Annotated in this window: 21 protein-coding genes and 1 tRNA gene; 13 read left to right on the top strand and 9 right to left on the bottom strand. The window is 37.0% G+C overall.

The genetic code is table 11. The features are described from left to right. The first annotated feature begins 138 nt into the window (after window positions 1-138). The 4 genes from L1994_RS03550 to L1994_RS03535 all read left to right on the top strand — a co-directional run bounded on the left by L1994_RS03550 (window position 139) and on the right by L1994_RS03535 (window position 3,733). On the top strand, window positions 139-630 hold the full coding sequence (locus L1994_RS03550) for a gamma carbonic anhydrase family protein (RefSeq protein WP_278100313.1): 492 nt from the start codon (window positions 139-141) through the stop codon (window positions 628-630). Then, window positions 623-1,903 (top strand): CoB--CoM heterodisulfide reductase iron-sulfur subunit A family protein, encoded by a 1,281-nt coding sequence (locus tag L1994_RS03545; RefSeq protein WP_278100312.1) that lies wholly within the window; start codon window positions 623-625, stop codon window positions 1,901-1,903. The genes L1994_RS03550 and L1994_RS03545 overlap by 8 nt, the downstream gene beginning before the upstream one ends. A gap of 83 nt (window positions 1,904-1,986) precedes the next feature. After that, window positions 1,987-3,012 carry an S-methyl-5-thioribose-1-phosphate isomerase gene (gene mtnA, locus L1994_RS03540; protein WP_278100311.1) on the top strand — a complete coding sequence of 342 codons (1,026 nt, stop codon included), beginning with the start codon at window positions 1,987-1,989 and terminating at the stop codon, window positions 3,010-3,012. Window positions 3,013-3,058: 46 nt separating this feature from the next. After that, complete coding sequence (locus tag L1994_RS03535; protein ID WP_278100310.1) at window positions 3,059-3,733, top strand: DUF116 domain-containing protein; 675 nt, start codon at window positions 3,059-3,061, stop codon at window positions 3,731-3,733. A gap of 156 nt (window positions 3,734-3,889) precedes the next feature. Here the strand turns inward: L1994_RS03535 and L1994_RS03530 are convergent, their stop codons facing one another. The 3 genes from L1994_RS03530 to L1994_RS03520 form a co-directional block, all read right to left on the bottom strand. Beyond that, window positions 3,890-4,414 carry a bactofilin family protein gene (locus tag L1994_RS03530; protein WP_278100309.1) on the bottom strand — a complete coding sequence of 175 codons (525 nt, stop codon included), beginning with the start codon at window positions 4,412-4,414 and terminating at the stop codon, window positions 3,890-3,892. A 35-nt stretch (window positions 4,415-4,449) separates the two neighbouring features. Continuing rightward, on the bottom strand, window positions 4,450-5,295 hold the full coding sequence (locus L1994_RS03525) for a geranylgeranylglycerol-phosphate geranylgeranyltransferase (protein WP_278100308.1): 846 nt from the start codon (window positions 5,293-5,295) through the stop codon (window positions 4,450-4,452). A 93-nt stretch (window positions 5,296-5,388) separates the two neighbouring features. Beyond that, a tRNA-Arg gene (locus tag L1994_RS03520) sits at window positions 5,389-5,463 on the bottom strand. Window positions 5,464-5,729: 266 nt separating this feature from the next. Here L1994_RS03520 and L1994_RS03515 point away from each other — a divergent pair. The 3 genes from L1994_RS03515 to L1994_RS03505 all read left to right on the top strand — a co-directional run bounded on the left by L1994_RS03515 (window position 5,730) and on the right by L1994_RS03505 (window position 8,416). Continuing rightward, the gene (locus L1994_RS03515; RefSeq protein WP_278100307.1) at window positions 5,730-6,857 is read left to right on the top strand and encodes a tRNA (guanine(10)-N(2))-dimethyltransferase; all 1,128 of its coding nucleotides are present in this window, start codon (window positions 5,730-5,732) and stop codon (window positions 6,855-6,857) included. Between the two features lie 479 nt (window positions 6,858-7,336). After that, window positions 7,337-7,648 carry a hypothetical protein gene (locus tag L1994_RS03510; RefSeq protein WP_278100306.1) on the top strand — a complete coding sequence of 104 codons (312 nt, stop codon included), beginning with the start codon at window positions 7,337-7,339 and terminating at the stop codon, window positions 7,646-7,648. A gap of 6 nt (window positions 7,649-7,654) precedes the next feature. After that, window positions 7,655-8,416: a hypothetical protein gene (locus tag L1994_RS03505; RefSeq protein WP_278100305.1), complete on the top strand. Its 762-nt coding sequence runs from the start codon at window positions 7,655-7,657 to the stop codon at window positions 8,414-8,416. 116 nt (window positions 8,417-8,532) lie between these two features. Here L1994_RS03505 and L1994_RS03500 read toward each other — a convergent pair whose 3' ends face one another. From L1994_RS03500 to L1994_RS03475, 6 genes are all read right to left on the bottom strand, one after another. Continuing rightward, complete coding sequence (locus L1994_RS03500; RefSeq protein WP_278100304.1) at window positions 8,533-9,345, bottom strand: hypothetical protein; 813 nt, start codon at window positions 9,343-9,345, stop codon at window positions 8,533-8,535. Window positions 9,346-9,418: 73 nt separating this feature from the next. Further along, window positions 9,419-10,360: a hypothetical protein gene (locus L1994_RS03495; RefSeq protein WP_278100303.1), complete on the bottom strand. Its 942-nt coding sequence runs from the start codon at window positions 10,358-10,360 to the stop codon at window positions 9,419-9,421. Continuing rightward, window positions 10,357-11,331 carry a hypothetical protein gene (locus L1994_RS03490; protein ID WP_278100302.1) on the bottom strand — a complete coding sequence of 325 codons (975 nt, stop codon included), beginning with the start codon at window positions 11,329-11,331 and terminating at the stop codon, window positions 10,357-10,359. The genes L1994_RS03495 and L1994_RS03490 overlap by 4 nt, the downstream gene beginning before the upstream one ends. A gap of 123 nt (window positions 11,332-11,454) precedes the next feature. After that, window positions 11,455-11,682 carry a type II toxin-antitoxin system HicA family toxin gene (locus tag L1994_RS03485; RefSeq protein WP_278100301.1) on the bottom strand — a complete coding sequence of 76 codons (228 nt, stop codon included), beginning with the start codon at window positions 11,680-11,682 and terminating at the stop codon, window positions 11,455-11,457. After that, window positions 11,679-11,882 (bottom strand): type II toxin-antitoxin system HicB family antitoxin, encoded by a 204-nt coding sequence (locus L1994_RS03480; protein WP_278100300.1) that lies wholly within the window; start codon window positions 11,880-11,882, stop codon window positions 11,679-11,681. The genes L1994_RS03485 and L1994_RS03480 overlap by 4 nt, the downstream gene beginning before the upstream one ends. Before the next feature lie 118 nt (window positions 11,883-12,000). Continuing rightward, entirely contained in the window at window positions 12,001-13,113 is a 1,113-nt protein-coding gene (locus tag L1994_RS03475) for an OBG GTPase family GTP-binding protein (protein ID WP_278100299.1), read from the bottom strand. Between the two features lie 225 nt (window positions 13,114-13,338). Here L1994_RS03475 and L1994_RS03470 point away from each other — a divergent pair, with 225 nt between their 5' ends. The 6 genes from L1994_RS03470 (at window position 13,339) to L1994_RS03445 (ending at window position 20,979) form a co-directional block, all read left to right on the top strand. Then, window positions 13,339-16,056 carry a cation-translocating P-type ATPase gene (locus tag L1994_RS03470; RefSeq protein WP_278100298.1) on the top strand — a complete coding sequence of 906 codons (2,718 nt, stop codon included), beginning with the start codon at window positions 13,339-13,341 and terminating at the stop codon, window positions 16,054-16,056. A 394-nt stretch (window positions 16,057-16,450) separates the two neighbouring features. Continuing rightward, entirely contained in the window at window positions 16,451-18,061 is a 1,611-nt protein-coding gene (locus tag L1994_RS03465; RefSeq protein WP_278100297.1) for an anthranilate synthase component I family protein, read from the top strand. Beyond that, window positions 18,058-18,636: an anthranilate synthase component II gene (locus L1994_RS03460; RefSeq protein ID WP_278100296.1), complete on the top strand. Its 579-nt coding sequence runs from the start codon at window positions 18,058-18,060 to the stop codon at window positions 18,634-18,636. Before L1994_RS03465 ends, L1994_RS03460 begins: the two co-directional genes overlap by 4 nt. Then, window positions 18,633-19,655: an anthranilate phosphoribosyltransferase gene (trpD, locus tag L1994_RS03455; protein WP_278100295.1), complete on the top strand. Its 1,023-nt coding sequence runs from the start codon at window positions 18,633-18,635 to the stop codon at window positions 19,653-19,655. Before L1994_RS03460 ends, trpD begins: the two co-directional genes overlap by 4 nt. Continuing rightward, window positions 19,652-20,419, top strand: a complete 768-nt coding sequence (locus L1994_RS03450) for an indole-3-glycerol phosphate synthase TrpC (protein WP_278100294.1) — start codon at window positions 19,652-19,654, stop codon at window positions 20,417-20,419. The genes trpD and L1994_RS03450 overlap by 4 nt, the downstream gene beginning before the upstream one ends. Continuing rightward, window positions 20,347-20,979 carry a phosphoribosylanthranilate isomerase gene (locus tag L1994_RS03445; RefSeq protein ID WP_341275812.1) on the top strand — a complete coding sequence of 211 codons (633 nt, stop codon included), beginning with the start codon at window positions 20,347-20,349 and terminating at the stop codon, window positions 20,977-20,979. The genes L1994_RS03450 and L1994_RS03445 overlap by 73 nt, the downstream gene beginning before the upstream one ends. The last annotated feature ends 1 nt before the right edge of the window (window position 20,980 follow it).

The raw sequence follows: 20,980 nt of genomic DNA, 5'->3' as shown, positions 1-20,980 counted from the left end.
TAACTTAAAATAATGTCTGCCCGGATTTATAGGTAATCAACCAATACTATAATTATTACAATTGTCTCTTCTGCAAACAATTCCTGTTGGATACGTTCACAAAGTTTTTTTGAAATATAAGTACAACCTGTAAGTATTATGAGCAGTAACATCCCTCCGGGCAATGCCACTTTCATAGCAGACAATGCAAAAATAGTAGGGAAGGTAAATCTGGGACAGGATACCGGCATCTGGTTCGGCGCAGTGCTTAGGGCAGACAGGGATGAGATAACAATAGGTAAAGGCTCAAATGTTCAGGACAACTGTGTAGTTCATGAATCATCCTGCCATCCTGTAAATATTGGAAAATACGTAACAATAGGGCATGGAGCAGTTGTTCACGGCTGTACAATAAAAGACCGCGTACTTGTCGGAATGGGTGCTATAGTCCTAAACGGGGCTGTCATAGGTGAGGATTCAATTATTGCCGCAGGTTCTGTTATAACTGAAAATAAAGTAATTCCTCCAGGATCTCTTGTAATGGGAGTCCCGGGAAAAGTTGTTCGTGAATTAAGTGACGAACAAAAACAAAGCATTGTAAAAAATGCGGAGATATATATAGATCTTGCAAAGGAGTATGCAAATGGGTGAAGTTGCAGTAATAGGTGCCGGAGTTGCAGGTATTCAGGCGGCGCTTGACATAGCAAATCATGGCGTCAAAGTGCACTTAATAGAAAGAGAGCCCTCAATCGGCGGGCACATGTCGCAGCTTGACAAGACTTTTCCGACAAACGATTGTTCAATGTGCATTTTATCACCAAAGATGGTAGACGCTGAGAGAAACCCAAATATCACACTCTACACTCTGACTGAAGTTAAAGGTGTAACAGGCGATGTTGGAAATTTCACGCTAAGTCTTGTAAAACACCCGCGTTATGTAAGCGAAACAAAATGCAACGGCTGTGGAGACTGCATGGAAGTCTGTCCTGTTGAGGTATACAACAAATATGATGCAGGTGTGGGTGTCAGAAAAGCGATTTACAAACCGCACCCGCAGATTGTTCCAAATGTTACAATCCGCGATGCAGAACACTGCATCGAGTGCGGACTTTGTTATGACGTGTGCGGACCGGAGGCTGTTTTACATACAGATGAGGATTTTGAGCATGAGTTTACACTTGATGTTTCAAGCATTATTGTTGCAACAGGCTTTGAGATATTTGATGCACAAAAAAAGAGAAATCTCAATTATCTTAGGATTCCGGATGTAATAACAAGTCTTGAGTTTGAAAGGCTAATCTGTGCAAGCGGACCTACGGGAGGTATTCCAAGAAGGCTTTCTGATGGAGAAAAGCCTGATTCAATTGTATTTGTTCAGTGTGTTGGTTCACGTGACATTACAATAGACAGGCCATATTGTTCATGTGTATGCTGTATGTTTGCAATCAAAAATGCAATCCTTCTAAAAGAAAAGAACAAGGATTTAGACATTTTCATGCTCTACATGGATATTCGTGCATATGGAAAAGGCTATGAGGAATATTACCAGAGGGCACAGGATTTGGGAATCAATTTCATAAGGGGACTTCCCGGAGAGATAATTGCAGGGCCAGACAATACTATACAGCTTACTGTTGAAAATACAGAAACAAGAGCTCTTTTAACGCTTAATCCGGGTCTTGTTGTTTTGTCGGTTGGAATGGAGCCTGCCAAAAATTCTGATGAGACAGCTAAAATTCTTGGAATAGAAAAGGACGAATCAGGATTTTTCTCTCAGGAGAATATGAAAATAAACCCGGTTGGAACAATAAGACCGGGAATTTACGTTGCAGGAGCGGCTGTATCTCCAAAAGATATTCCGGACAGTGTTATGCAGGGCGGTGCGGCGGCCATGAAGGCATTTTCGGATGCAATCAAAAATTAACCAGAACCTGACTGATTAATTTATTTAAAAGAGAATAAATATCCTGTAATTGAAACTGCTAAAACATTATATTTTTGATTTTTATGAGCGAAAAGACAATCTTTTGGGATTTTGACAACAACTGCATAAAGTTTGTTGAACAGACTCTTCTTCCTGCAGAATATAAAATAATCTCGTGTGACAGCATAGAAAGGCTTGCAAAAGCGATAAAAAATCTGGAGGTCAGAGGTGCGCCTGCACTCGGGGTTGCAGGAGCATTTGGCGTTTCATTGTCAACATTCATTCATGACGACAAAAACATGGACGGTTTTTTAAAACTGGTTTTTGATGATGGAGATTACCTTTCAAGAACAAGACCTACTGCAATTAATCTTTCATGGGGAATAAAACGGGTTTTACAATCGATTCAGAATGCAAAAAGCCCGGAAGAGGCAAGAGAGAATGCACTATCCGAGGCTGTCAGCATAGCAGAAGAGGATGAAAAAATGTGCCGGCAGATAGGAGATTTTGGAGCAGAACTTCTGCCGGATAAATGCACGGTTTTGACACACTGTAATGCAGGAGCCCTTGCCTGCTACACTTGGGGAACAGCACTGGGTGTAATTCGTTCAGCAGTTGCAATGGGAAAAGATGTATCTGTAATCTCATGTGAGACAAGACCTTTAAATCAGGGTTCAAGACTTACTGCATGGGAACTTTCCAGGGATAATATTCCTGTAAAGACAATTCCAGACTCTTCTGCCGCATTTCTTATGCGAAAAGGTGAAATTGATGCAGTTATTGTCGGCGCTGACAGAATTACACAGGATGCCGTATTTAACAAAATTGGAACATATATGCATGCAGTCTGCGCGAAATATCACAATATTCCATTCTTCGTTGCCGCTCCTTCGTCGACGTTTGACAAAGAGCACAGAGAAAATGAGATTGAAATTGAAATCAGAAACCGAAACGAACTTGCTTTCTGCGGAAATAAACAGTTGATGCCGGATTGTGTTGATACTTTAAACTATGCTTTTGACCCGACTCCTCTTGAGCTTATAACTGCAATAATTACCGAAAGAGGAATTATAAGGCCTTCTTTTGATGAAAATCTTAAGATGCCTTAATCAAGAGATATTTAACTGCACAGCACACAATCTATCTCTGACAAAAATGATATCTGAAAATATCTGGGAGCAACTCATTTTTACAATCGGCGAGATTGCGATAATCTTAGTTATCGGCTTTTTTCTTTTCTCACTGATTGTTGTAGGGATATCATTTTATTCAATTAAAAAAGGCCGTTTTTATTTTCCTAGTCTTGTAAAGTCAGGAATTGTCATGACAGAAGGAATGGCCAAGGGAATCTGCAAGTTTTTTGGTCTTGATGACAAAGAGCTTACTGCTTTTTCTATTAATCTTCACAATACAATGAACCAGACGGCATTTTCAAATGTTTTGCCTGAGAAACGGGCCATTTTTCTGCCACAGTGCCTTAGAAATTCCGCCTGTCCTGCAAATCTGACTCCTGAAGGTCTTATCTGCCGGCGCTGTGGAAGATGCGAGATTGGCGCCCACATTGATGTGCTTGAAAAGATGGGCTATAAGATATGGATTGCGCCTGGTTCAACACTGATTAAGCGAATGGTTAAAAAATACAAGCCTGAAGCGGTTATCGGAGTTGGATGCATTGTTGAGGTAAGAGAAGGGCTTGAACTTCTTGACAAAATCAATCTGGTTGGGATGGGAGTTGTTACCCTAAAAGACGGCTGTGTTGAGACTCTTTTAAACTGGCATGATTTAATGGACGTTGCAGTTCTTGGAATTGAAGAAGAAATCCAGGGATAAAACTGAAAGATTGATAATGAAAATTTATATTGAAAAAAAAGCTTTATAAATGCTTTTATTTTTTCAAAAAGAGGCGATAATGGCCTTAAATGAACTTAAAACCCAATTTTAAAATATTTTTAAAAATATTTACACTTTTTAGACTAATTCTTAGATTCAGTAATCTTCCTGTTGGTATTCTTCCTGTGTTTTTTCAAATGAAAAGCCGGATTCTTCAGATTCGGAAATGACATCCTGTTTTACTGCGTAATCTCCTCTATATTCGTCTGCAGGATTTCTAAGCACTTTTACCTGTCTTCCAAGAAGTTTTCCTGATTTGACTTTTCCAAATATGTAGATTGTTCCACTGCTTTTCACATCACCTGTTTCAACACCGGGACGAAGGATTACATCTCCCCCGGCATTGATAAGAGGCATTTTTGCATTATCACATACCGTAATATCACCTTCGACATTGACATCCCCTCCAATTTTAACGTCTGAACCAATAACTGCATTCCGGCAGGTTACTTTATACCTTACTGATGAGTGCGGGCCCAACTCCAGGTTTCCGTCAACTGCCAGGTGACCCCAGAAATGAGTACATGGAGGAACGATAAAATTGCCATTTATTTTAACATTGCCTTCAAAATAAGAGCCTTTAGGGGCTATGAAAGTGTCCCCGTCTCTGTATAATTTCATTGCTAAATGAGATTCAGGCGCATACAATATAAGTATTATCCAAAAAAGACTGCGGAAATCAGAAAAATCACAAGTGCAAGAAACATGCCTTTTTTAAGAACCGATGTTGCACCGGAATTTTTTAATGATTCTGAATCCTCTGCTTTAATGCCTTTTAATGCCGCATAAAGGATAACAGCGTCTGCTATGATGATTAATGAGAGGTAATATACACCCCAGAAACGAAGGAGAGGTAACAGACTGATAATTACTCCTGTAAGAGCCAGTATAAAACTTAAAAATCCTGTTTTTTTAACTCCGATTATGATTGGAAGGGTTTTTGCACCTCCTTTCATGTCACCTTCGATGTCTTCCGCATCCTTTAAAAGCTCACGTGAAAGCATAGCAAAAAATGTTATTGCAAAAACAACAGCATTCTGATAAAGACCTTCCAGACCAAAGAAAGCGCCGCCAAATAAAAAAACTGACGCTGAAAGATATGATACGGCAACGTTTCCAATAAAAGGCATCATCTTTAACTTTTTTGCATAATATACGAGAATCAAAGAGTTAAAAACTGCAATTGCAAGGCATAAGACATTTATAAAGATGCTTAAGAATATTCCCAAAATGAAAAGCGCGGCACTAAATATTAAAGCTCCTTTAGGTGTTACAAGACCTTTTGGAATTGGCCTCTCAGGCCTGTTTACAGCATCAATTTCCCTGTCGTAATAGTCATTTATTGTATTTCCGGCGGCGGTAATTAAAGCTACAACAGGGATCATTATGAGTGATTCTGCAGGTACAAGCCCTTTTGCAATAATTATTCCAAGTATTACGGCGAAACCTGCAACAACTGAATTGACAGGGCGTGTAATATCCAGATATCCTTTTTTCAGCATCTATAAAGAATATCTTTTTTTAAACTGAATTATTCTTTTGGAAAACTGATTCAAAATAAGCTTAAGAAAAACCAAAAAAATGAAAATTTAAAACGGGCTTGGGGGGATTCGAACCCCCGACTTTTAGCTTAGGAGGCTAACGCCATATCCAGGCTAGGCCACAAGCCCTCAGGTTTCATTTGTGCTAATATAAATTGTACAGGATAAGCTATAAGATTTCCTAAATATCTGCAGAAAAAGCGTTCATGGAATTATATTTCAGGCAACAGTTTCATGTAAGTTACAAAGTAACTTTCATCTAAAAAATCATGTGAATATCTGCAAATCTGAAAAAAAATTATTACAATACCTTTTTCATTTCAGTCATGAAAAGTTGCCGCGATTAACAGATAAAAACAAATGTCTATTTTTGATGCGGTGTAATAATTTACCAGATGAAGCTTGTTGAAGTAAAAGAGGGCAAAACCAAATTTTTAGCGCCGGAAATGGATGAAAACCTGAATTTTCCGCCCTCAGGTGCGCCTGTCTTCTTCAATAAGAGAATGGAGCTGAACAGGGATACAACCATTTTAATGCTAAAATGCCTTGATGCCGAAAGCTACCTTGATGCAATGAGTGCAACAGGTGTTCGTGGAATCCGCGTCTTTAACGAATGCGGGATTAATGCAACGGTCAATGACAAAAGCTCAGGGGCAATTCCTCTTCTTGAATACAACCGTGACACTTATGCACCGGTACTTGAGATTACAAACCGCGATGCAAATGCAATAATGCATGAGAGACGTTTTGATGCTGTTGATATCGATCCCTTCGGAACACCTGCACCTTTTTTAAACGCCGCGGCCGGATGTGCAAAAAAATATCTTTTCATAACAGCGACAGACACTGCACCGCTTTGTGGTTCACACTTAAAGGCCGGCATAAGAAGATATTTTGCACGACCCATAAACAACGAATACCACAGCGAGATGGGTCTTAGGATACTTCTTGGTTATGCAGTAAGGGAGATTGTCAAGTATGACAGGGGTGTTGAGCCTTTGTTCTCATTTGCCCGCGAGCATTTTGTAAGAATATATCTAAAGCTCTCATATGGGGCAGGAAAGGCTGACAAGGCAATTTCAAGCATAGGCTATATTCACCAGTGCAAAAAATGCCCGTATAGAACAGAGCAGAAGGGTCTTTTGGCAGAGACACATACCTGCCCGGAATGCGGAGAAAAATTGACTGCCGCAGGCCCGCTGTGGCTTGGAGCTGTAAGCAGGACTGATATAATAGATGAAATGCTTACTAAAATTAACCAGTCAAAAACGGAATCAGAACCAATGTTTGGAACAGCTCCAAAAATTGAAAAGCTCCTTAACACCTGCAGAAACGAGCTTGAGACATCCACATTTTATGACTACCATGTCCTAAGCCGCTACTGGAAAGTATCACCGGTTGCAATCGATACTGTAATTGAGCGCTTAAAAGATGCAGGATACCGTGCTTCTAGGGTTCACTATGCAGGTACAGGAATAAAAACAGATGCACCTTTAGATGAGATCAGAAAGGTACTGACCTGACAAAGTCGCGTTTAAATTATGACTATGAAAATTTAGGCATGAATATTCGATTAATACCCTATCATGTCCCTATTACAGGAATAATTTTTTTTTCAACATTTTTGCTGATTTTATAAGTATGACAGTAACAATTCTTATGCGAGATTTTTAAATTTTAACAGGTTTAGCAGAGATATTTATTCATATATAACTGATCCGAAAAACCACATCTTTGTATGTTTAAGTTCAAGGTCTAACGGCCAGCAGAAAGTATATTGCCACTCACAGAAAGGAGTTGACATCCTAATAAAATTCGTTGAAGAGATAGATGAAATAGACGTTGACGGAGAAGTGTACGTCAACAATACCGGATGTTTCAGAATATGCGACAAGGGACCGATTGACATCTTCGAACCAAAAACAAATTATCAGCAAAATATAAAAACTCTATTATGAGGGGTGAAATATTTCTTTTACAAGAAGACAAGAGCTTTCTGGAGATGAAAGAAGAAAAATACGATTCAAAGGATCTTTTACAATCACTTCTTGAAGACTATCCCAATCTCATCTCTGGATCCCAGATTGATCCCGATTCTCCAAGACGCTGGATTTTGGTAAAAAGAGAGATGGGGATAAGCGATAAGAAAAACGGGAGCAATAGATGGTCAATAGATCATTTCTTTTTAGATCAGGATGGAATCCCCACATTTATCGAAGTAAAAAGAAGCACTGATACAAGAATCCGAAGGGAAGTTATCGGACAGATGCTTGAATATGCTTCCAATTCAGTCACTAACTGCGATATTGGGTAAATTAGAATGGATTATGAAGACACATGCTCCGAAAAAAATATTGATCCTGTTTCCCATCTTGCCAGATTTCTTGATAAAGAGAGAGAAATCGAAGATTACTGGAACATTGTTGAAAATAATCTAAAAAACAGCAATATCCGACTTCTCTTTATCGCAGATGAGATCCCTTCCGAACTCCAGAGAATTATAGAATATTTAAATGAACAGATGGTCAGTACAGAAGTTTTGGTAATGGAGGTCAAGCAATACACCGGACAAAATCTTAAAACGCTTATTTCGCGTGTTGTCGGAAGAACAATGAAGGCTACTGATCTGAAGGCTGAGAATAAAAAAGAATGGAACAGGGAGATGCTTCTCGACCAGATTCGCGAAAGGGATTACGCCGGGTCTGCATCTGCCACAGCCAGACTGCTTGACTGGTGCGAGGATAAGGGTTACTGGATTCAGTATGGAAAAGGAGCAAAGGTTGGTTCGGTCAATCTTGGTTTTACTTCAGTAAATGCTGACACTTACAAATTCTTCGAACTTGAGCCTAAGTATCTCAGAATCGTGTTTTACAACCTTCAGAAATATCCCCCGTTTGATGACCAGAAAAACAGGATAGATCTTCTCAAACGATTTAATGAAATAGATGGATTTGCCTTTAACATGGAAAAAACAGATACTTCATCAAATACACCGCTTACAGGTCTTTCGAGAGAAGAAAATTTCGAGAAATTCTGTGATATCTACGATTGGATGATAAATCAAATTGAAGAAAATCTCTAAAATCAAATAAAATCCATCCTTTTTTTCAAAGGGCAGAAGATTATCCGAAGCATATATTTTCCCACAAGCTAAAATTCTATCAAAGACGATTTTGTTTTAAGAATTATCTATATTCATTAAAAAGTGAATAATTTTGAGATCACCATTGTTATTATTGTACAAATAATTATACCAATAATAGTAAATACCAAGCTGATAACCCAATTCTCCTTAGCTAACTCAAAAATACCTTGAGGAGTTAAGCCATAGATTTGTCTTATGCTTGTATCAGTTTTTAATCGACTTTCTGCAGAATGTCTCAAATACTTATCAATTAGTTCAACTTTTCTTAAAGTGGAGAGATGTATTTTTGCGAATTCACCATTTTGAAAAGCCTCAGCCTCCTCTTTTCCGTTTAATAAATCACTTTGATTAAAATTATTTTTTTGTGCTAGTGCTATTAACTTAGAGTCCTTGATATATTTTTCACCATACAATTCATCAAAGATCCTTGATAGATCCAGTCGATGGTTTTCATCAATTTCAAAGGGTGTCCCTCCTAGAACTCTATATCTTTGATTTATAGCTTCAAATCCATATTTTATATTCCTCATATTCCAATTTATCCAATAATTCTGAGGGTGTTCTTTCACATATGCAAAAAAACCGTCTAAAAATTTTTTTTCCAATGAATCATAATTTTGCATAATTCTCGAATTACCCACATCTTCTTTTTCAGCAGTGGTGTCAATTGAAAATGATTTAGTTTGCCCATTATCAAAATTTTTTACTACAATAGAGGCAATTCTAGGTGTTTTAGATTCAAAAACATCATTAAACCCCTCACAAGAATAATGGATTATAAGGACGTATTCTTTTTTATTTATAATATCATTTATTCCCTTTTTTGCATTCTTATGAGCCCGTATTCTATTTTTCACTGAATCCATAAATGCTCCTGATAAATAATAGTTAGGGATTATGCCACATAAAATAATGTATTTAAAGGGCGAAAATGAAATATTAAAAGGAATTTTTTACATCTCGATCAAATGATTTTGAATCATATATTAGAGTTCCTTTAGCAGCCATTTTTTCCAGACTTAAATCAGTTAAAGAAACAACATTCATGTATTTTGGTAATTGATACCTACCAAAAGCTTTAAAGAAATCACTTCCTCTCTCACAACCATTTAATTTAAATTCACCATCCATATTTATGTAATTAATAAAATTTCTTTCAGATAGAAGATGAGACAAGTTATTTATTTTGTCCTCTAACTTTTCATTCCCTAATTTTTTTCTTAACCGGGCAATTTCTTGTTTATTTTTTATTTCAATTTTAAAATTATGAGGATTTCTATCATCACTAAATTCTAATTCTGTTAATCTTTTAATATACTCAGGAATTTGGGAATTTATTTTTTCATTTATATGTATCCGGGCTGTAACTGGAAAATTTTCAATATCTACTTCTGATAAACCCATTTGTAATGATTTTGGATTTTTCAACTGTGCAGTTAAATCATATTTTACTTTCCCTTTAATTAATTCTGCAGGAGATCTTGATTTTACTAATTGACGAGAGTAGTCAGGATCTATTCTATATGATAAATCAAAACTAAAAAAATCCGCTTCCAAGGCGGGATTTAAATCAATAATACACTTATCACCGTGGATAGTAGAGTTATTAGTAATTCTATCTGGAAATGGGGAATAAATGGTTGTTTTTACATCATATAAATGTAAAGAAGGTATTACTATTTTCCCTCCAGTAATCTTTCGATACCATTTATCGAATTTACCATCTATTTTCACGAATGTAGAAATTGTCCCTATACCTTTATTGCATTCAATTCTAAGACTTTGTTTTTTATTTGACTCAATCTGGTTTTGGATATGTTTGGCGATTTTAATGAATTCTTTTGTTTCTAAATATGTTGCAGTAGCTACTTCTGTAATCATGAAACCCTCCTAAAGGAAAAGAGATCAACAATAGGAACGAAAATCTCCTCCTCCCCTTCAATCATTATTTTTAATTTAATTGTATCAGATTGTTGTTTAAGAACATCTAAAGCAACAAGTTCAAGAGCCATATTGCATAATCCTTTCGGAGAATAAATATTTAATAAAGGATCGTTGAAAAAAACTCTATTTGTATTTCTGGTTTCTTTAAAATATTCATAAGTAGAACCCAATATATTCTTTTTAAAATCAGCATTCCCCAGCATTGCTGTTATAAAAATATCAGCAATAGTTGATAAAAAAATTTCATCACTAATTGCATCTGAATATTTAGATTCAATCTCTCTTTCAACCTCTTCAGAAAGTGTACTAATAGTTTTTGAATTGTCAAATTCAAGTATATAATCAATAAAATCAGTATAAGCTGGATATTCAGCCTTTAAATCAATCAACCCAGAATGAATTACCTCACCGATATTGAGAAATAGCATTTTTACCTCAGGTAAATAATCCATTTCACATTCATTTTCATCTAGCTTATTTACTTTAAAAAAAACAGATGTTTCTCCCTTTAAATCAATTAATATCTTTTCATATTCGGGATTTGAAAGATCGATTATTTCAGGAATAGATTTAGGGATTATTTTCGTAGTATATAATATCCTATTTTCAAAAAACTCTTTTTTTTGACCATTAGCATATTCTAAATTTACTTTCATAGAAGCTGACACCTGCGGTACATCTGAAATACAGGTTGAAATCAATCCTCCAAGATAACCAGGTGTTTCGGTCTTTGATACGAAAAGAGAATTTGAGGATAGTTCGTAATCATCAGCATTATATATTTCAATAAATTTAGAAAAACCTGTAATTTCTAATTTTAATGATTTAATTTCATCTCCCTTCCACAGAATATAGAAGGGAATTTCTTCTCCCTGAACTATATTATCAGAAAGATAAAATTCTTGCATATTTGATAATATACAACTATAATTCTATAAAATTATCTTTAATTTATTAAAAAACAAAACCCCAAAAGAAAAAAAATATTTTCTGGACTTTGATCCTGATCTTTTTGAGACAAAGCAAATCAGTCAAATAAGTTCTTCCAAATCTTTTAGAGTCATATCAGCCTGTTTCAGGATATGGGAAAGAGTTGATCTCTTTATTGGTTTATGCATTGGAATTGTAAGTTTAATAGTCTCATCAGCCATGTTTTTATGAAGACGGATATGACTTCCCTTTGTTCTGACTATAACAAAACCGTCTCTTTGAAGTGCTCGCACTACTTTGTCGTAATCCAGAAAGGGAACTTTCTTCATACAGCTATCTCGATCTGTTCTGCTCTTTCACCGAGAATTACTTCATCTTCGATCGGTTCAAGGAAAAGATCAATTGCCTCTTTAATATTCTCTATCGCCTCTTCCCTTGTATCACCCTCACTGATACAACCGGGGAGTGAAGGAACATAGACTGTATATCCTCCTTCCTCACTGGGTTCAAGGACTATACGAATATTCATAAAGACTAATTATCTGTTCGAGAATTTAAGAGTATAGTAGCTACAAAAAACCGGTTCAATTCTTTGATTGAAAATTAAATCAAAGAAAAAAAACTATTTTGCCCGGACCTGAACTTTCTCACGCTTTTGTTACAACTGTTAAAATATCTCCGTCTTCTAATGTGTGGTTAAGTCCGACACGCTGTGCATCGTGCTTTACAGAATCACCCCATACTTTTGCATACCTGAATTTTTCAACAAATTCGCGGTGAAGCTTGTTGCATACTGACTCAACAGTTGCAGGCGCTCTTATGATTAAAGGCTCTTTTAAATCTGCCTTTCCGCCGACAGGCTTTAAATAAATTCTAATGAATCCAAGCTGATTATAGATTTCATCTTTTAAATGCTCGATATTATATCCGCTGTGGGCAGAAAGCATAATAGGAGGACGTCCAAATCTGTCTGTAACATCTCCAATTATCTCCTGCCTTCTCTCTTCATCTACCAGATCAACTTTATTGACAGCGAAGAATGCAGGAATATATACTCTGCTTCCCATCATTGCATCAACAAAATCGTCCTGTGTGACATTGCCACGGGTTAAGACATCTGCATTCATTACCTTGTTTTCGGCAAGCATCGATCTTATCTCTTCAAGATCAAGCCCGGCACGTCCAACAGTATTAAATCTTATACCGCCGTTTGAAGTCTTTTTAATTGTAATATCGGGTTTTTCCTTATTCAGCCTTATTCCGGCATCGTTGAGCTCTTTTATGAGGACGTTGATGTGCTTTTCATTGTAAACATCACCTAAAAGAAGAATAAGATCAGCACTTCTGACAACCGCGATTACCTCCTTTCCGCGTCCCTTGCCCATCGCCGCACCTGCAATAAGTCCGGGGATATCAAGAATCTGAATGTTTGCGCCTTTATGCTCCATTGACCCGGGCACTACAGTTAATGTTGTAAAGGCATAACTTGCAGTCTCGCTTTCTGTACCTGTAAGCTTGTTTAAAAGTGTGGATTTACCAACAGACGGAAATCCAACCAAAACTACAGTCCCGTCACCTGATTTTTTAACAGCGTAGCCTTCTCCGCCGCCGGAAGAGGCCATTGCACGGGATACTGCCTCGTCTTTTATCTTTGCAAGTTTCGCTTTAAGTCTGCCGATATGGTTGGATGTGGCTTTGTTGTATTTTGTATTGGAGATCTCGTCTTCAATTGCTTTGATTTCTTCTTCGATGGAGGCCATATTGTGTTGTTATTAATGGGGTTAAACTGATACTTATTGGTAGTGAATAAAATATTAAAAAACCTGAAAATTTAAAGATTAAACAAAATATTTTACCTCAAACAAAACATGAGATATCCCTTTTTTAAAGTCTTAACTAAAAAAAGATTAAAAAAAGAATTTTTTTTACATTTATCATAATTCACACAATAGAATTATTATTGTGGCTGATTAATTACCGTTATCGTGGATCAAAAATCTGACTCTGAAAAAATCTTATGGCATACTCTTTCAAAAGAAGAGGTTTTTAAAAGCCTCAATGCAGATATGTCCGGAATATCAGATGAAGAAAGAGATAAAAGGCTTTTAGAGTATGGTCCAAACAAATTAGAAGAAGAGGTAAAATTATCTGCTTTTGAAATATTTATCTCCCAGTTTAAAAGCATTTTAATAGGAATACTTATTTTTGCCGCACTGGCATCGTTTGCAGTCGGAGAATTAATTGATTTTTCAGCAATTATTGCTATAATTTTACTAAATGCAATTCTTGGTTTTTTCCAGGAATGGCAGGCAAGAAAAGCAATTGATGCACTAAAAAAGATGCTTGGTCTGTCTGCTTATGTTCTTAAAAACAATACAGAGACAGTTATAAATTCTGAAGATGTGGTTTTGGGAGACATAGTTATTTTGGAAAGCGGAAGAAAAGTCCCGGCGGACATTTTTTTGTTTGAGGAAACGACCCTTCAAATCGATGAATCGGTTCTTACAGGCGAATCTGCTCCTGTTTTGAAAAACACTTCTCCATCAGAGCCTGACGCAATGACAGGCGATAAATACAATATGGCTTTTATGGGAACAGTTGTCACAAACGGACGCGGACGCGGAATAGTTGTTGAAACCGGAATGAATACAGAATTTGGAAAGATTGCAGGCCTTACCTCTAAAATATCAGAGGATGAAACTGTCCTTTCAAGGCAGATGAATACACTTGGCAAAAATATCAGTGCAATATCTGTATTTGTAGCTTTTTTAATAGTTATTCTTGGAATTTTTCAGAGTCGCAATCTGATGGAGATGTTTATGACAACTGTCTCTCTTGCAGTTGCGGTTATCCCCGAAGGGCTTCCTGCGGTTGTGACACTGACTTTGGCAGTCGGAATAAAGAGCATGTACAAAAAAAAGTGCCTTATCAGGCATTTGTCGGCTTCTGAAACATTAGGTTCGGTTTCAGTTATCTGCACTGACAAGACAGGAACACTTACTAAAAATGAGATGACTTTAACAAAAATTTATGTTCCTGACATGGTTTTTTTTGTAAGCGGAAGCGGATATGACCCTAAAGGTGAATTTTTCCTAAATGAAAAACCTGTACCTCCAAATGAATATGACGGACTTTTAAAATTTCTGCAGGCAGGTCTTTTCTGCAATCATGCAATTCTTAAAAAAAGCAAGGGTGAATGGTCAGTTATCGGAACTCCGACCGAAGGAGCACTAGTTACTGCGGCGCACAAAGCAGATATTCCGGAATATAAACTTCCCATGCAAAAGATCGCAAAGGAATTTTCATTTGACTCATCCAGAAAGAGGATGACAACTATATATGAAAGAGATGAAGGATTCGTTGCCTATTCAAAAGGCGCTCCTGAGATAATACTGAAACTTTGCAGTCATATTTACAAAAATAAAACTGCTGTGCCCTTATTAGATAATGACAGAGAGATTTTAAAAGACGTTTATGAGTCATTCGCCCGTGAAGGGCTAAGAGTCCTGGCGATTGCCTCAAAAAGGCTGGACAAAATCCCGGATAATTCAGAAGAGGCTGAAAGCAGTCTGGTATTTTTTGGATTTGCAGGAATAATAGATCCTCCCCGTTCTGAGGCAAAAGATGCAATAGCTCTTTGCCGGACAGCAGATGTTGATGTAATAATGATTACAGGTGATTTTGAGATTACTGCAAAAGCTGTTGCAGAATCTGTCGAACTAAAAAGCGATGGTGTCTTGAAAGGCACTGATATAGACAATCTCGATGACAAAGCTCTTTTGGACAAATTGTCACATGTAAAAATTCTTGCAAGGGTAAATGCTGAACATAAACTAAGAATAATTGATGTTTTGAATCAGGACGGCCATATTGTTGCAATGACAGGGGACGGAGTAAACGATGCTCCGGCGCTTAAAAAAGCTGATATCGGAATTGCAATGGGTATTAAGGGAAGCGATGTTGCAAAAGAAGCTGGTGATATGATTCTTCTGGATGATAATTTCGAAAGTATCGTCTCAGGAATACACGAGGGAAGGCGTGAGTATGACAATATCCAGAAATTCACACGTTATCTTTTGTCTTCAAACGTAGGAGAGGTAATAGCGATAATATCCGGAATGCTTATGGGTCTTCCTTTAATCCTTCTTCCTCTTCAGATTTTATGGATGAACCTTGTAACAGATGGTGTATCAGCACTTGCACTTGGACTTGAGCCTGCAGAAAAAGACATCATGCGCCAACAACCAAAAAATCCTAATGAACCTGTTCTTGGAAAAAAAACACTCCTGATGATTCTTGTCGCAGGAATTTATATTGGTCTTTCAACACTTGCCCTTTTCCTGCTGTATGATTTTGACCTTGAAAAGGCAAGAACAATTGCATTTACGGGAATTATTATAATTGAGTTGTTAAATGTTCTGAATTTCAGGTCATTCAGACAGACCTTAAGAACACGTGGATTTTTCTCAAATCCTTATATTATTATTGCAATACTCTCAAGTCTTGTTTTACAGTTAATTGTAGTATATTCTCCACCATTCCAGGCCGTTTTTAAAACAGTGGCACTTAATTTATCAGACTGGCTGGTGATCGCATTTTTTGGAATTTTGCTTGTATTATCAGGAGAAATATACAAATTATTTTCCGGTAAAATCGCTGAGAATAATGCTTCTGATAAATTAAGCACTAATTTAGCTTTTTAATTTGCTTATAAAAATTAAATCTTTTTTCACTTTTGAATACAAGTCTTTTTTTGCCGGCAAATCAGGATTTGATTTTATTAAAAAAAGGTTATCAAAACGATTTTTCATGCGCAGCTATCATAAAAACAGAAATTTGATTTCAGGAAATAGATTCATGAAATAATTTTTCATACAATAATTTCCTGTAAATAACAGCGTGATTTTCATATAAAATCCAAATCAGATTTATCCTCTTTTTCCATACCAAATCTGCTTGTGAATTATTCATGCTAAAATTCAATGCAAAAAATCATTTTTACAAATTAGTACAATAATGTATAAATATGTACAAAGGGAAATATTTATTGTTAATTATGAAAGCAATTGAAAAAACAGGTTTGGTGATGCCGGTGGAATGGACAGCGGCATAAAACCAGCATTTGAGGATAAATCCCATTTATCTTCATATAATAAGAGTTCAGGTCAGGAAAAAAAAGATTTTAAAAATTTCTTAACTGCGGTATATAAGACATTTAAAAATCCAAGGATTTCTCCTGTTTTGGCATATGAGGCGCTTCGATCCGATTATGGTTTTTTGCTTGAATCAATGGAAAATACAGGGCGAAATACTAGATATTCTGTTGTAGGAACAGGTCTTTTACTGCACATTAAAGCAGATCCCGATATCCGGATAACAGGGCCGTTTGGCAATTTCTTCGATTTCGAAGGAGAAACTTTTTCGACTGAAAATCTGCAATCGATTCTAAAAAGCATAGATTATGAATCTCCACAAATCCCGGGATATTCAGGAGGTCTTGCAGGATACTTTTCATATGATTTTGCATTGGATTTGTCAAAAGACAAAAAAATTGAAGGATTTAAAAAAGACAAAGAAGAAAATTATGATTTTCCTCTTGCAGAATTCTTACTTCCAAAAGAGCTTTTGGTCTTTGATCATATCAAAGATACAATAACAATTCTCCATTTCCAGACAAAGTCAGATGATATAGAAAAAAGTTTGCTACTAAATCCTGAAGAAAATGGCATTAAAAAATCTGATGAAAAAGAATCAGACTTTTGTTTTGAAAAAGACCAAAATGAAATTACAAAAACCCTGGATAGAGTTCTAAAGCATCTAAAGAAAAATAATGAGAAAAAAAGCACTTTCTTTTCAAATGAAATGGAAAAAAATCCTGAATGTATCAGCAGTGTTTCTAAAGAAGAGTTTGAAGAGATTGTCAGGACTGCAAAGGATTATATCAAAAACGGAGATATTTTCCAGGTTGTTTTGTCAAAGGGATCTAAATGTCCCTTCAGTTCTGATCCATTTCTGATATACCGCGAGATGAGAAGAATCAATCCTGGTCCTTACATGTATTACCTTGATTTTTCGGATATGCAAATCGCCGGCGCAAGTCCTGAGATGCTTATCAAAGTTGAGGAAAGAAGGGTTGAATCAGTACCGATTGCAGGAACAAGAAAAAGAGGTGCAACACCAAAAGAAGACGTTTTGCTTGAACATGAGCTTTTATCTGATAAAAAAGAATGCGCAGAACATCTGATGCTTGTAGATCTTTCAAGAAACGATATCGGCCGGATATCTAAATATGGAAGTGTCCGTGTCAGGGATTTTATGACAGTTGAGAAATTCTCACATGTTCAGCATATCGTATCAACAGTTGAGGGTGAACTCTTAGAGGGTAAAACTTCTCTTGATGCCTTCATGTCATGCTTTCCTGCCGGAACTGTATCAGGAGCACCAAAGATTCGGGCGATTGAGATAATAGAAGAGCTTGAAAAGACAAAAAGAGGCCTTTATGCAGGCGCTGTGGGATATATTGGACTTAACGGAAATATTGATTTTGCAATTACAATAAGAACAGTGGTAGTCAAAAACAAAACTGCTTATTTTCAGTCAGGTGCAGGTATTGTTGCCGATTCTGTTCCTGAATCTGAATTTCTCGAATCAGAGAACAAGGCCTTTTGCATGATGTCTGCTATTTTATCGGCAGGGGGGATAAAATGAAGGTTTTGATTATTGACTGCTATGACAGTTTCACATACAACCTCTGCCAGCAGATTGGCTCACTCGGTGCCGAATGCGAGGTTATAAAATGTGATTCTTCGGAGGATTTTTCTTATATTTCACAATTTGACAGAATTGTTCTATCACCAGGTCCCGGAAAGCCGGAGGATACAAAACTCTGTCTTAAGGTTTTAAAGGACTTTCACAGAAAAATTCCGATACTTGGAGTTTGTCTTGGCCATCAGGCAATCTGCCATTTCTTTGGCGGAGATGTAGTCTGCACAGGAAAACCGGTTCACGGTATGACATCAGAAATAAATCATAACTGCTCCGGGATTTTTAGTGGAATTAAAAATTCATTTACTGCAACAAGATATCATTCCCTCGCAGTTGATGAAAATACCCTGCCTGATTGCTTAACTGTTACTGCAAGAAGTGCCGATGACAAGATGATAATGGCAGTTTCTCACAGCAGTTACCCTGTTTTTGGCCTCCAGTTTCATCCTGAAAGCATCATGACAAAAAACGGCGATAAAATCATCAGGAATTTCCTCTCTCAGGGAGTGATGCAATGATTGCAGAGTGCATCCAAAAGGCATCCCGGAGATTTGACTTAAGCACACCTGAAGCAGAAGGTGCGATGAATGATATAATCACCGGCAATGCATCAGACAGCCAGATCGGTGCTTTTCTGACAGCTCTTGCAATGAAAGGGGAAACAAGCCTTGAAATTGCCGCTTTTGCATCGATTGTCAGAAAAAATGCGGTTTCAATCTCACCAAAGCCCAAATCAGGAGGGATGCTTGTTGACACCTGCGGAACAGGAGGTGATTTGAAAAACACATTTAATATAAGCACTGCCGCGGCATTTACTGCCGCAGGAGCAGGAGCTTTTGTCGTAAAGCATGGAAACCGCGGGGTTTCAAGCAGATGCGGTTCGGCTGATGTTTTAGAAGCACTCGGAGTTAATATTGACATATCCCCAAAGAAGGTTTGTGAGATTACAGAAAGTAACGGAATCGGATTTTTATTTGCCCAGGCTTATCATCCGGCGATGAAGTATGCAGGAAGGGCAAGAAAGGAGATTGGGATTCGGAGTTTTTTTAATATCACAGGCCCTCTTTCAAACCCTGCAGGTGCTTCAGCACAGCTTTTGGGAGTATATGACAATTCGCTTACTGAAAAAATAGCAGATGTTCTTAATATTTTAGGTACAAAAAGGGCGATGGTTGTCCACGGTGACGGATATGATGAGATAGCAACTACCGGCCCTACAACAGTATCTGAACTTAAACGAGGCAAAGTATCAACATACATCCTTGATGCAGAAGAATTTGGATTTGAAAGGGCAGATGAAAAAAGTCTTTCAGGCGGGGATGCAACTTTAAACGCTTCCATAATAAAAAGAGTTCTAAAAGGCGAAGAAGGGCCAAAAAGAGACATTGTCGTTTTAAATGCAGGAGCGGCAGTATATCTTGGAGAAAAGGCAGGAAGCCTAAAGGATGGAATCAGACTTTGTGAAAAGTCAATTGACTCAGGAGAGGCTCTTTTGAAGCTTGAGAATTTAATTGAGCTTTCAGGAGGCAAAATATGATTTTAGCCGAAATTTGTGCGAAATCACACATACGTGCATCAGCAATAAATCCTGAGATAATAGTGAGAGCAGAGGATGAAAAAAGACACCCTCTAAACATTAAAGAAGCCTTTGATAACTGCAGTACTGATAAAAACGCAGTAATTGCAGAGATTAAATACAAAACACCCTCAGATAAGTCAATTAACTCTCAAAAAAAGCCAAATGAACTGGCAGGCATTTATGAGGCAGGAGGGGCATGTGCAATATCGGTTTTGACTGAGCCTTTCTTCTTTGAAGGGTCTGTTGATTACTTAATGCAGGTCAAAGAGTCAACTAAACTTCCTGTATTAAGAAAGGATTTCATTGTATCTAAAATCCAGATTTATGAATCATATGTATGTGGGGCAGACTCTGTTCTTTTGATTTCCAAAGTTTTAAAGGAGAATTTGAAAGATTTTATCTCACTTTGTCAGTCATTTGCAATCGAGCCTCTGGTTGAAGTCAGAAGTTTTTCTGAGGCTGAAAATGCTCTGAATTCAGATGCAAAAATTGTGGGGATTAACAACAGAAATCTTGTGGATATGAAAATTGATCTTAATAAAACAAAAGAGATCTCTGAAATTTTATCTGATTCAGGAGTTTTGGCAGTCTCTGAAAGTGGCATTAAGACAAATGCAGATATTTCTGCGCTTAAAAAATATTGTAATGGATTTTTGATTGGAACGGCGCTTATGAAAGCCAAAGATCCAAAAGAAGTGCTGGAGGGATTTGTATTCGCGTAAAAATTTGCGGCATCACAACTATCCGTGATGCATTAATCGCTGAAGAAGAAGGGGCAGATGCAATAGGAGTAATAGTCTGTTCGGATTCTAAGCGCTGTATTACAATTAAACGTGCAAGAGAAATTTTTGAGGCTCTCTCACCAAAAACAGAGAAGATCTGTGTCACAAACACGATTAATAATTCAGATGTTGATGTGATTATGTCTCTAAAGCCTGATGCCCTTCAGATTTCGAGAGATTTGATCATCCCGGAAAATATAAAAACAAAAGTTTACCGCTATATCTCTGACTATGGAGATATTCCACTCTGCGATGCCTTAGTAATTGACAACAGCAAAGGAATGGGAATAGCGTATGACAGGGATTTTGCATTGAAAGTTGCAAAAATTTCAAAAGTTCCGATAATTCTTGCAGGAGGGCTTACACCCGATAATGTTTTTGATGCAATAAAAGATATTTCCCCTTTTGCTGTTGATGTCTCATCAGGTGTTGAGAAGTCAAAGGGAGTAAAAGACAGGCAAAAATTACGAAAATTCATAGAAATTTGCAGGGAGGCATGAA

Origin of the sequence: Methanomicrobium antiquum (assembly GCF_029633915.1) — an archaeon.
GTDB classification, from domain to species: domain Archaea; phylum Halobacteriota; class Methanomicrobia; order Methanomicrobiales; family Methanomicrobiaceae; genus Methanomicrobium; species Methanomicrobium antiquum.
Note: the sequence above shows the minus strand (reverse complement) of the source record. Positions and strands in the feature narration are given on the sequence as shown.

Excerpts from the sequence above, each read along its gene's own strand:
- L1994_RS03460 (WP_278100296.1), top strand. The coding sequence starts at position 18,058 with ATGAAGGTTTTGATTATTGACTGCTATGACAGTTTCACATACAACCTC.
- L1994_RS03465 (WP_278100297.1), top strand. The coding sequence starts at position 16,451 with ATGGACAGCGGCATAAAACCAGCATTTGAGGATAAATCCCATTTATCT.
- mtnA (WP_278100311.1), top strand. The coding sequence starts at position 1,987 with ATGAGCGAAAAGACAATCTTTTGGGATTTTGACAACAACTGCATAAAG.
- trpD (WP_278100295.1), top strand. The coding sequence starts at position 18,633 with ATGATTGCAGAGTGCATCCAAAAGGCATCCCGGAGATTTGACTTAAGC.
- L1994_RS03475 (WP_278100299.1), bottom strand. The coding sequence starts at position 13,113 with ATGGCCTCCATCGAAGAAGAAATCAAAGCAATTGAAGACGAGATCTCC.
- L1994_RS03510 (WP_278100306.1), top strand. The coding sequence starts at position 7,337 with ATGAAAGAAGAAAAATACGATTCAAAGGATCTTTTACAATCACTTCTT.
- L1994_RS03480 (WP_278100300.1), bottom strand. The coding sequence starts at position 11,882 with ATGAATATTCGTATAGTCCTTGAACCCAGTGAGGAAGGAGGATATACA.
- L1994_RS03545 (WP_278100312.1), top strand. The coding sequence starts at position 623 with ATGGGTGAAGTTGCAGTAATAGGTGCCGGAGTTGCAGGTATTCAGGCG.
- L1994_RS03550 (WP_278100313.1), top strand. The coding sequence starts at position 139 with ATGAGCAGTAACATCCCTCCGGGCAATGCCACTTTCATAGCAGACAAT.
- L1994_RS03530 (WP_278100309.1), bottom strand. The coding sequence starts at position 4,414 with ATGAAATTATACAGAGACGGGGACACTTTCATAGCCCCTAAAGGCTCT.
- L1994_RS03525 (WP_278100308.1), bottom strand. The coding sequence starts at position 5,295 with ATGCTGAAAAAAGGATATCTGGATATTACACGCCCTGTCAATTCAGTT.
- L1994_RS03515 (WP_278100307.1), top strand. The coding sequence starts at position 5,730 with ATGAAGCTTGTTGAAGTAAAAGAGGGCAAAACCAAATTTTTAGCGCCG.
- L1994_RS03535 (WP_278100310.1), top strand. The coding sequence starts at position 3,059 with ATGATATCTGAAAATATCTGGGAGCAACTCATTTTTACAATCGGCGAG.
- L1994_RS03490 (WP_278100302.1), bottom strand. The coding sequence starts at position 11,331 with ATGCAAGAATTTTATCTTTCTGATAATATAGTTCAGGGAGAAGAAATT.
- L1994_RS03450 (WP_278100294.1), top strand. The coding sequence starts at position 19,652 with ATGATTTTAGCCGAAATTTGTGCGAAATCACACATACGTGCATCAGCA.
- L1994_RS03495 (WP_278100303.1), bottom strand. The coding sequence starts at position 10,360 with ATGATTACAGAAGTAGCTACTGCAACATATTTAGAAACAAAAGAATTC.
- L1994_RS03500 (WP_278100304.1), bottom strand. The coding sequence starts at position 9,345 with ATGGATTCAGTGAAAAATAGAATACGGGCTCATAAGAATGCAAAAAAG.
- L1994_RS03485 (WP_278100301.1), bottom strand. The coding sequence starts at position 11,682 with ATGAAGAAAGTTCCCTTTCTGGATTACGACAAAGTAGTGCGAGCACTT.
- L1994_RS03505 (WP_278100305.1), top strand. The coding sequence starts at position 7,655 with ATGGATTATGAAGACACATGCTCCGAAAAAAATATTGATCCTGTTTCC.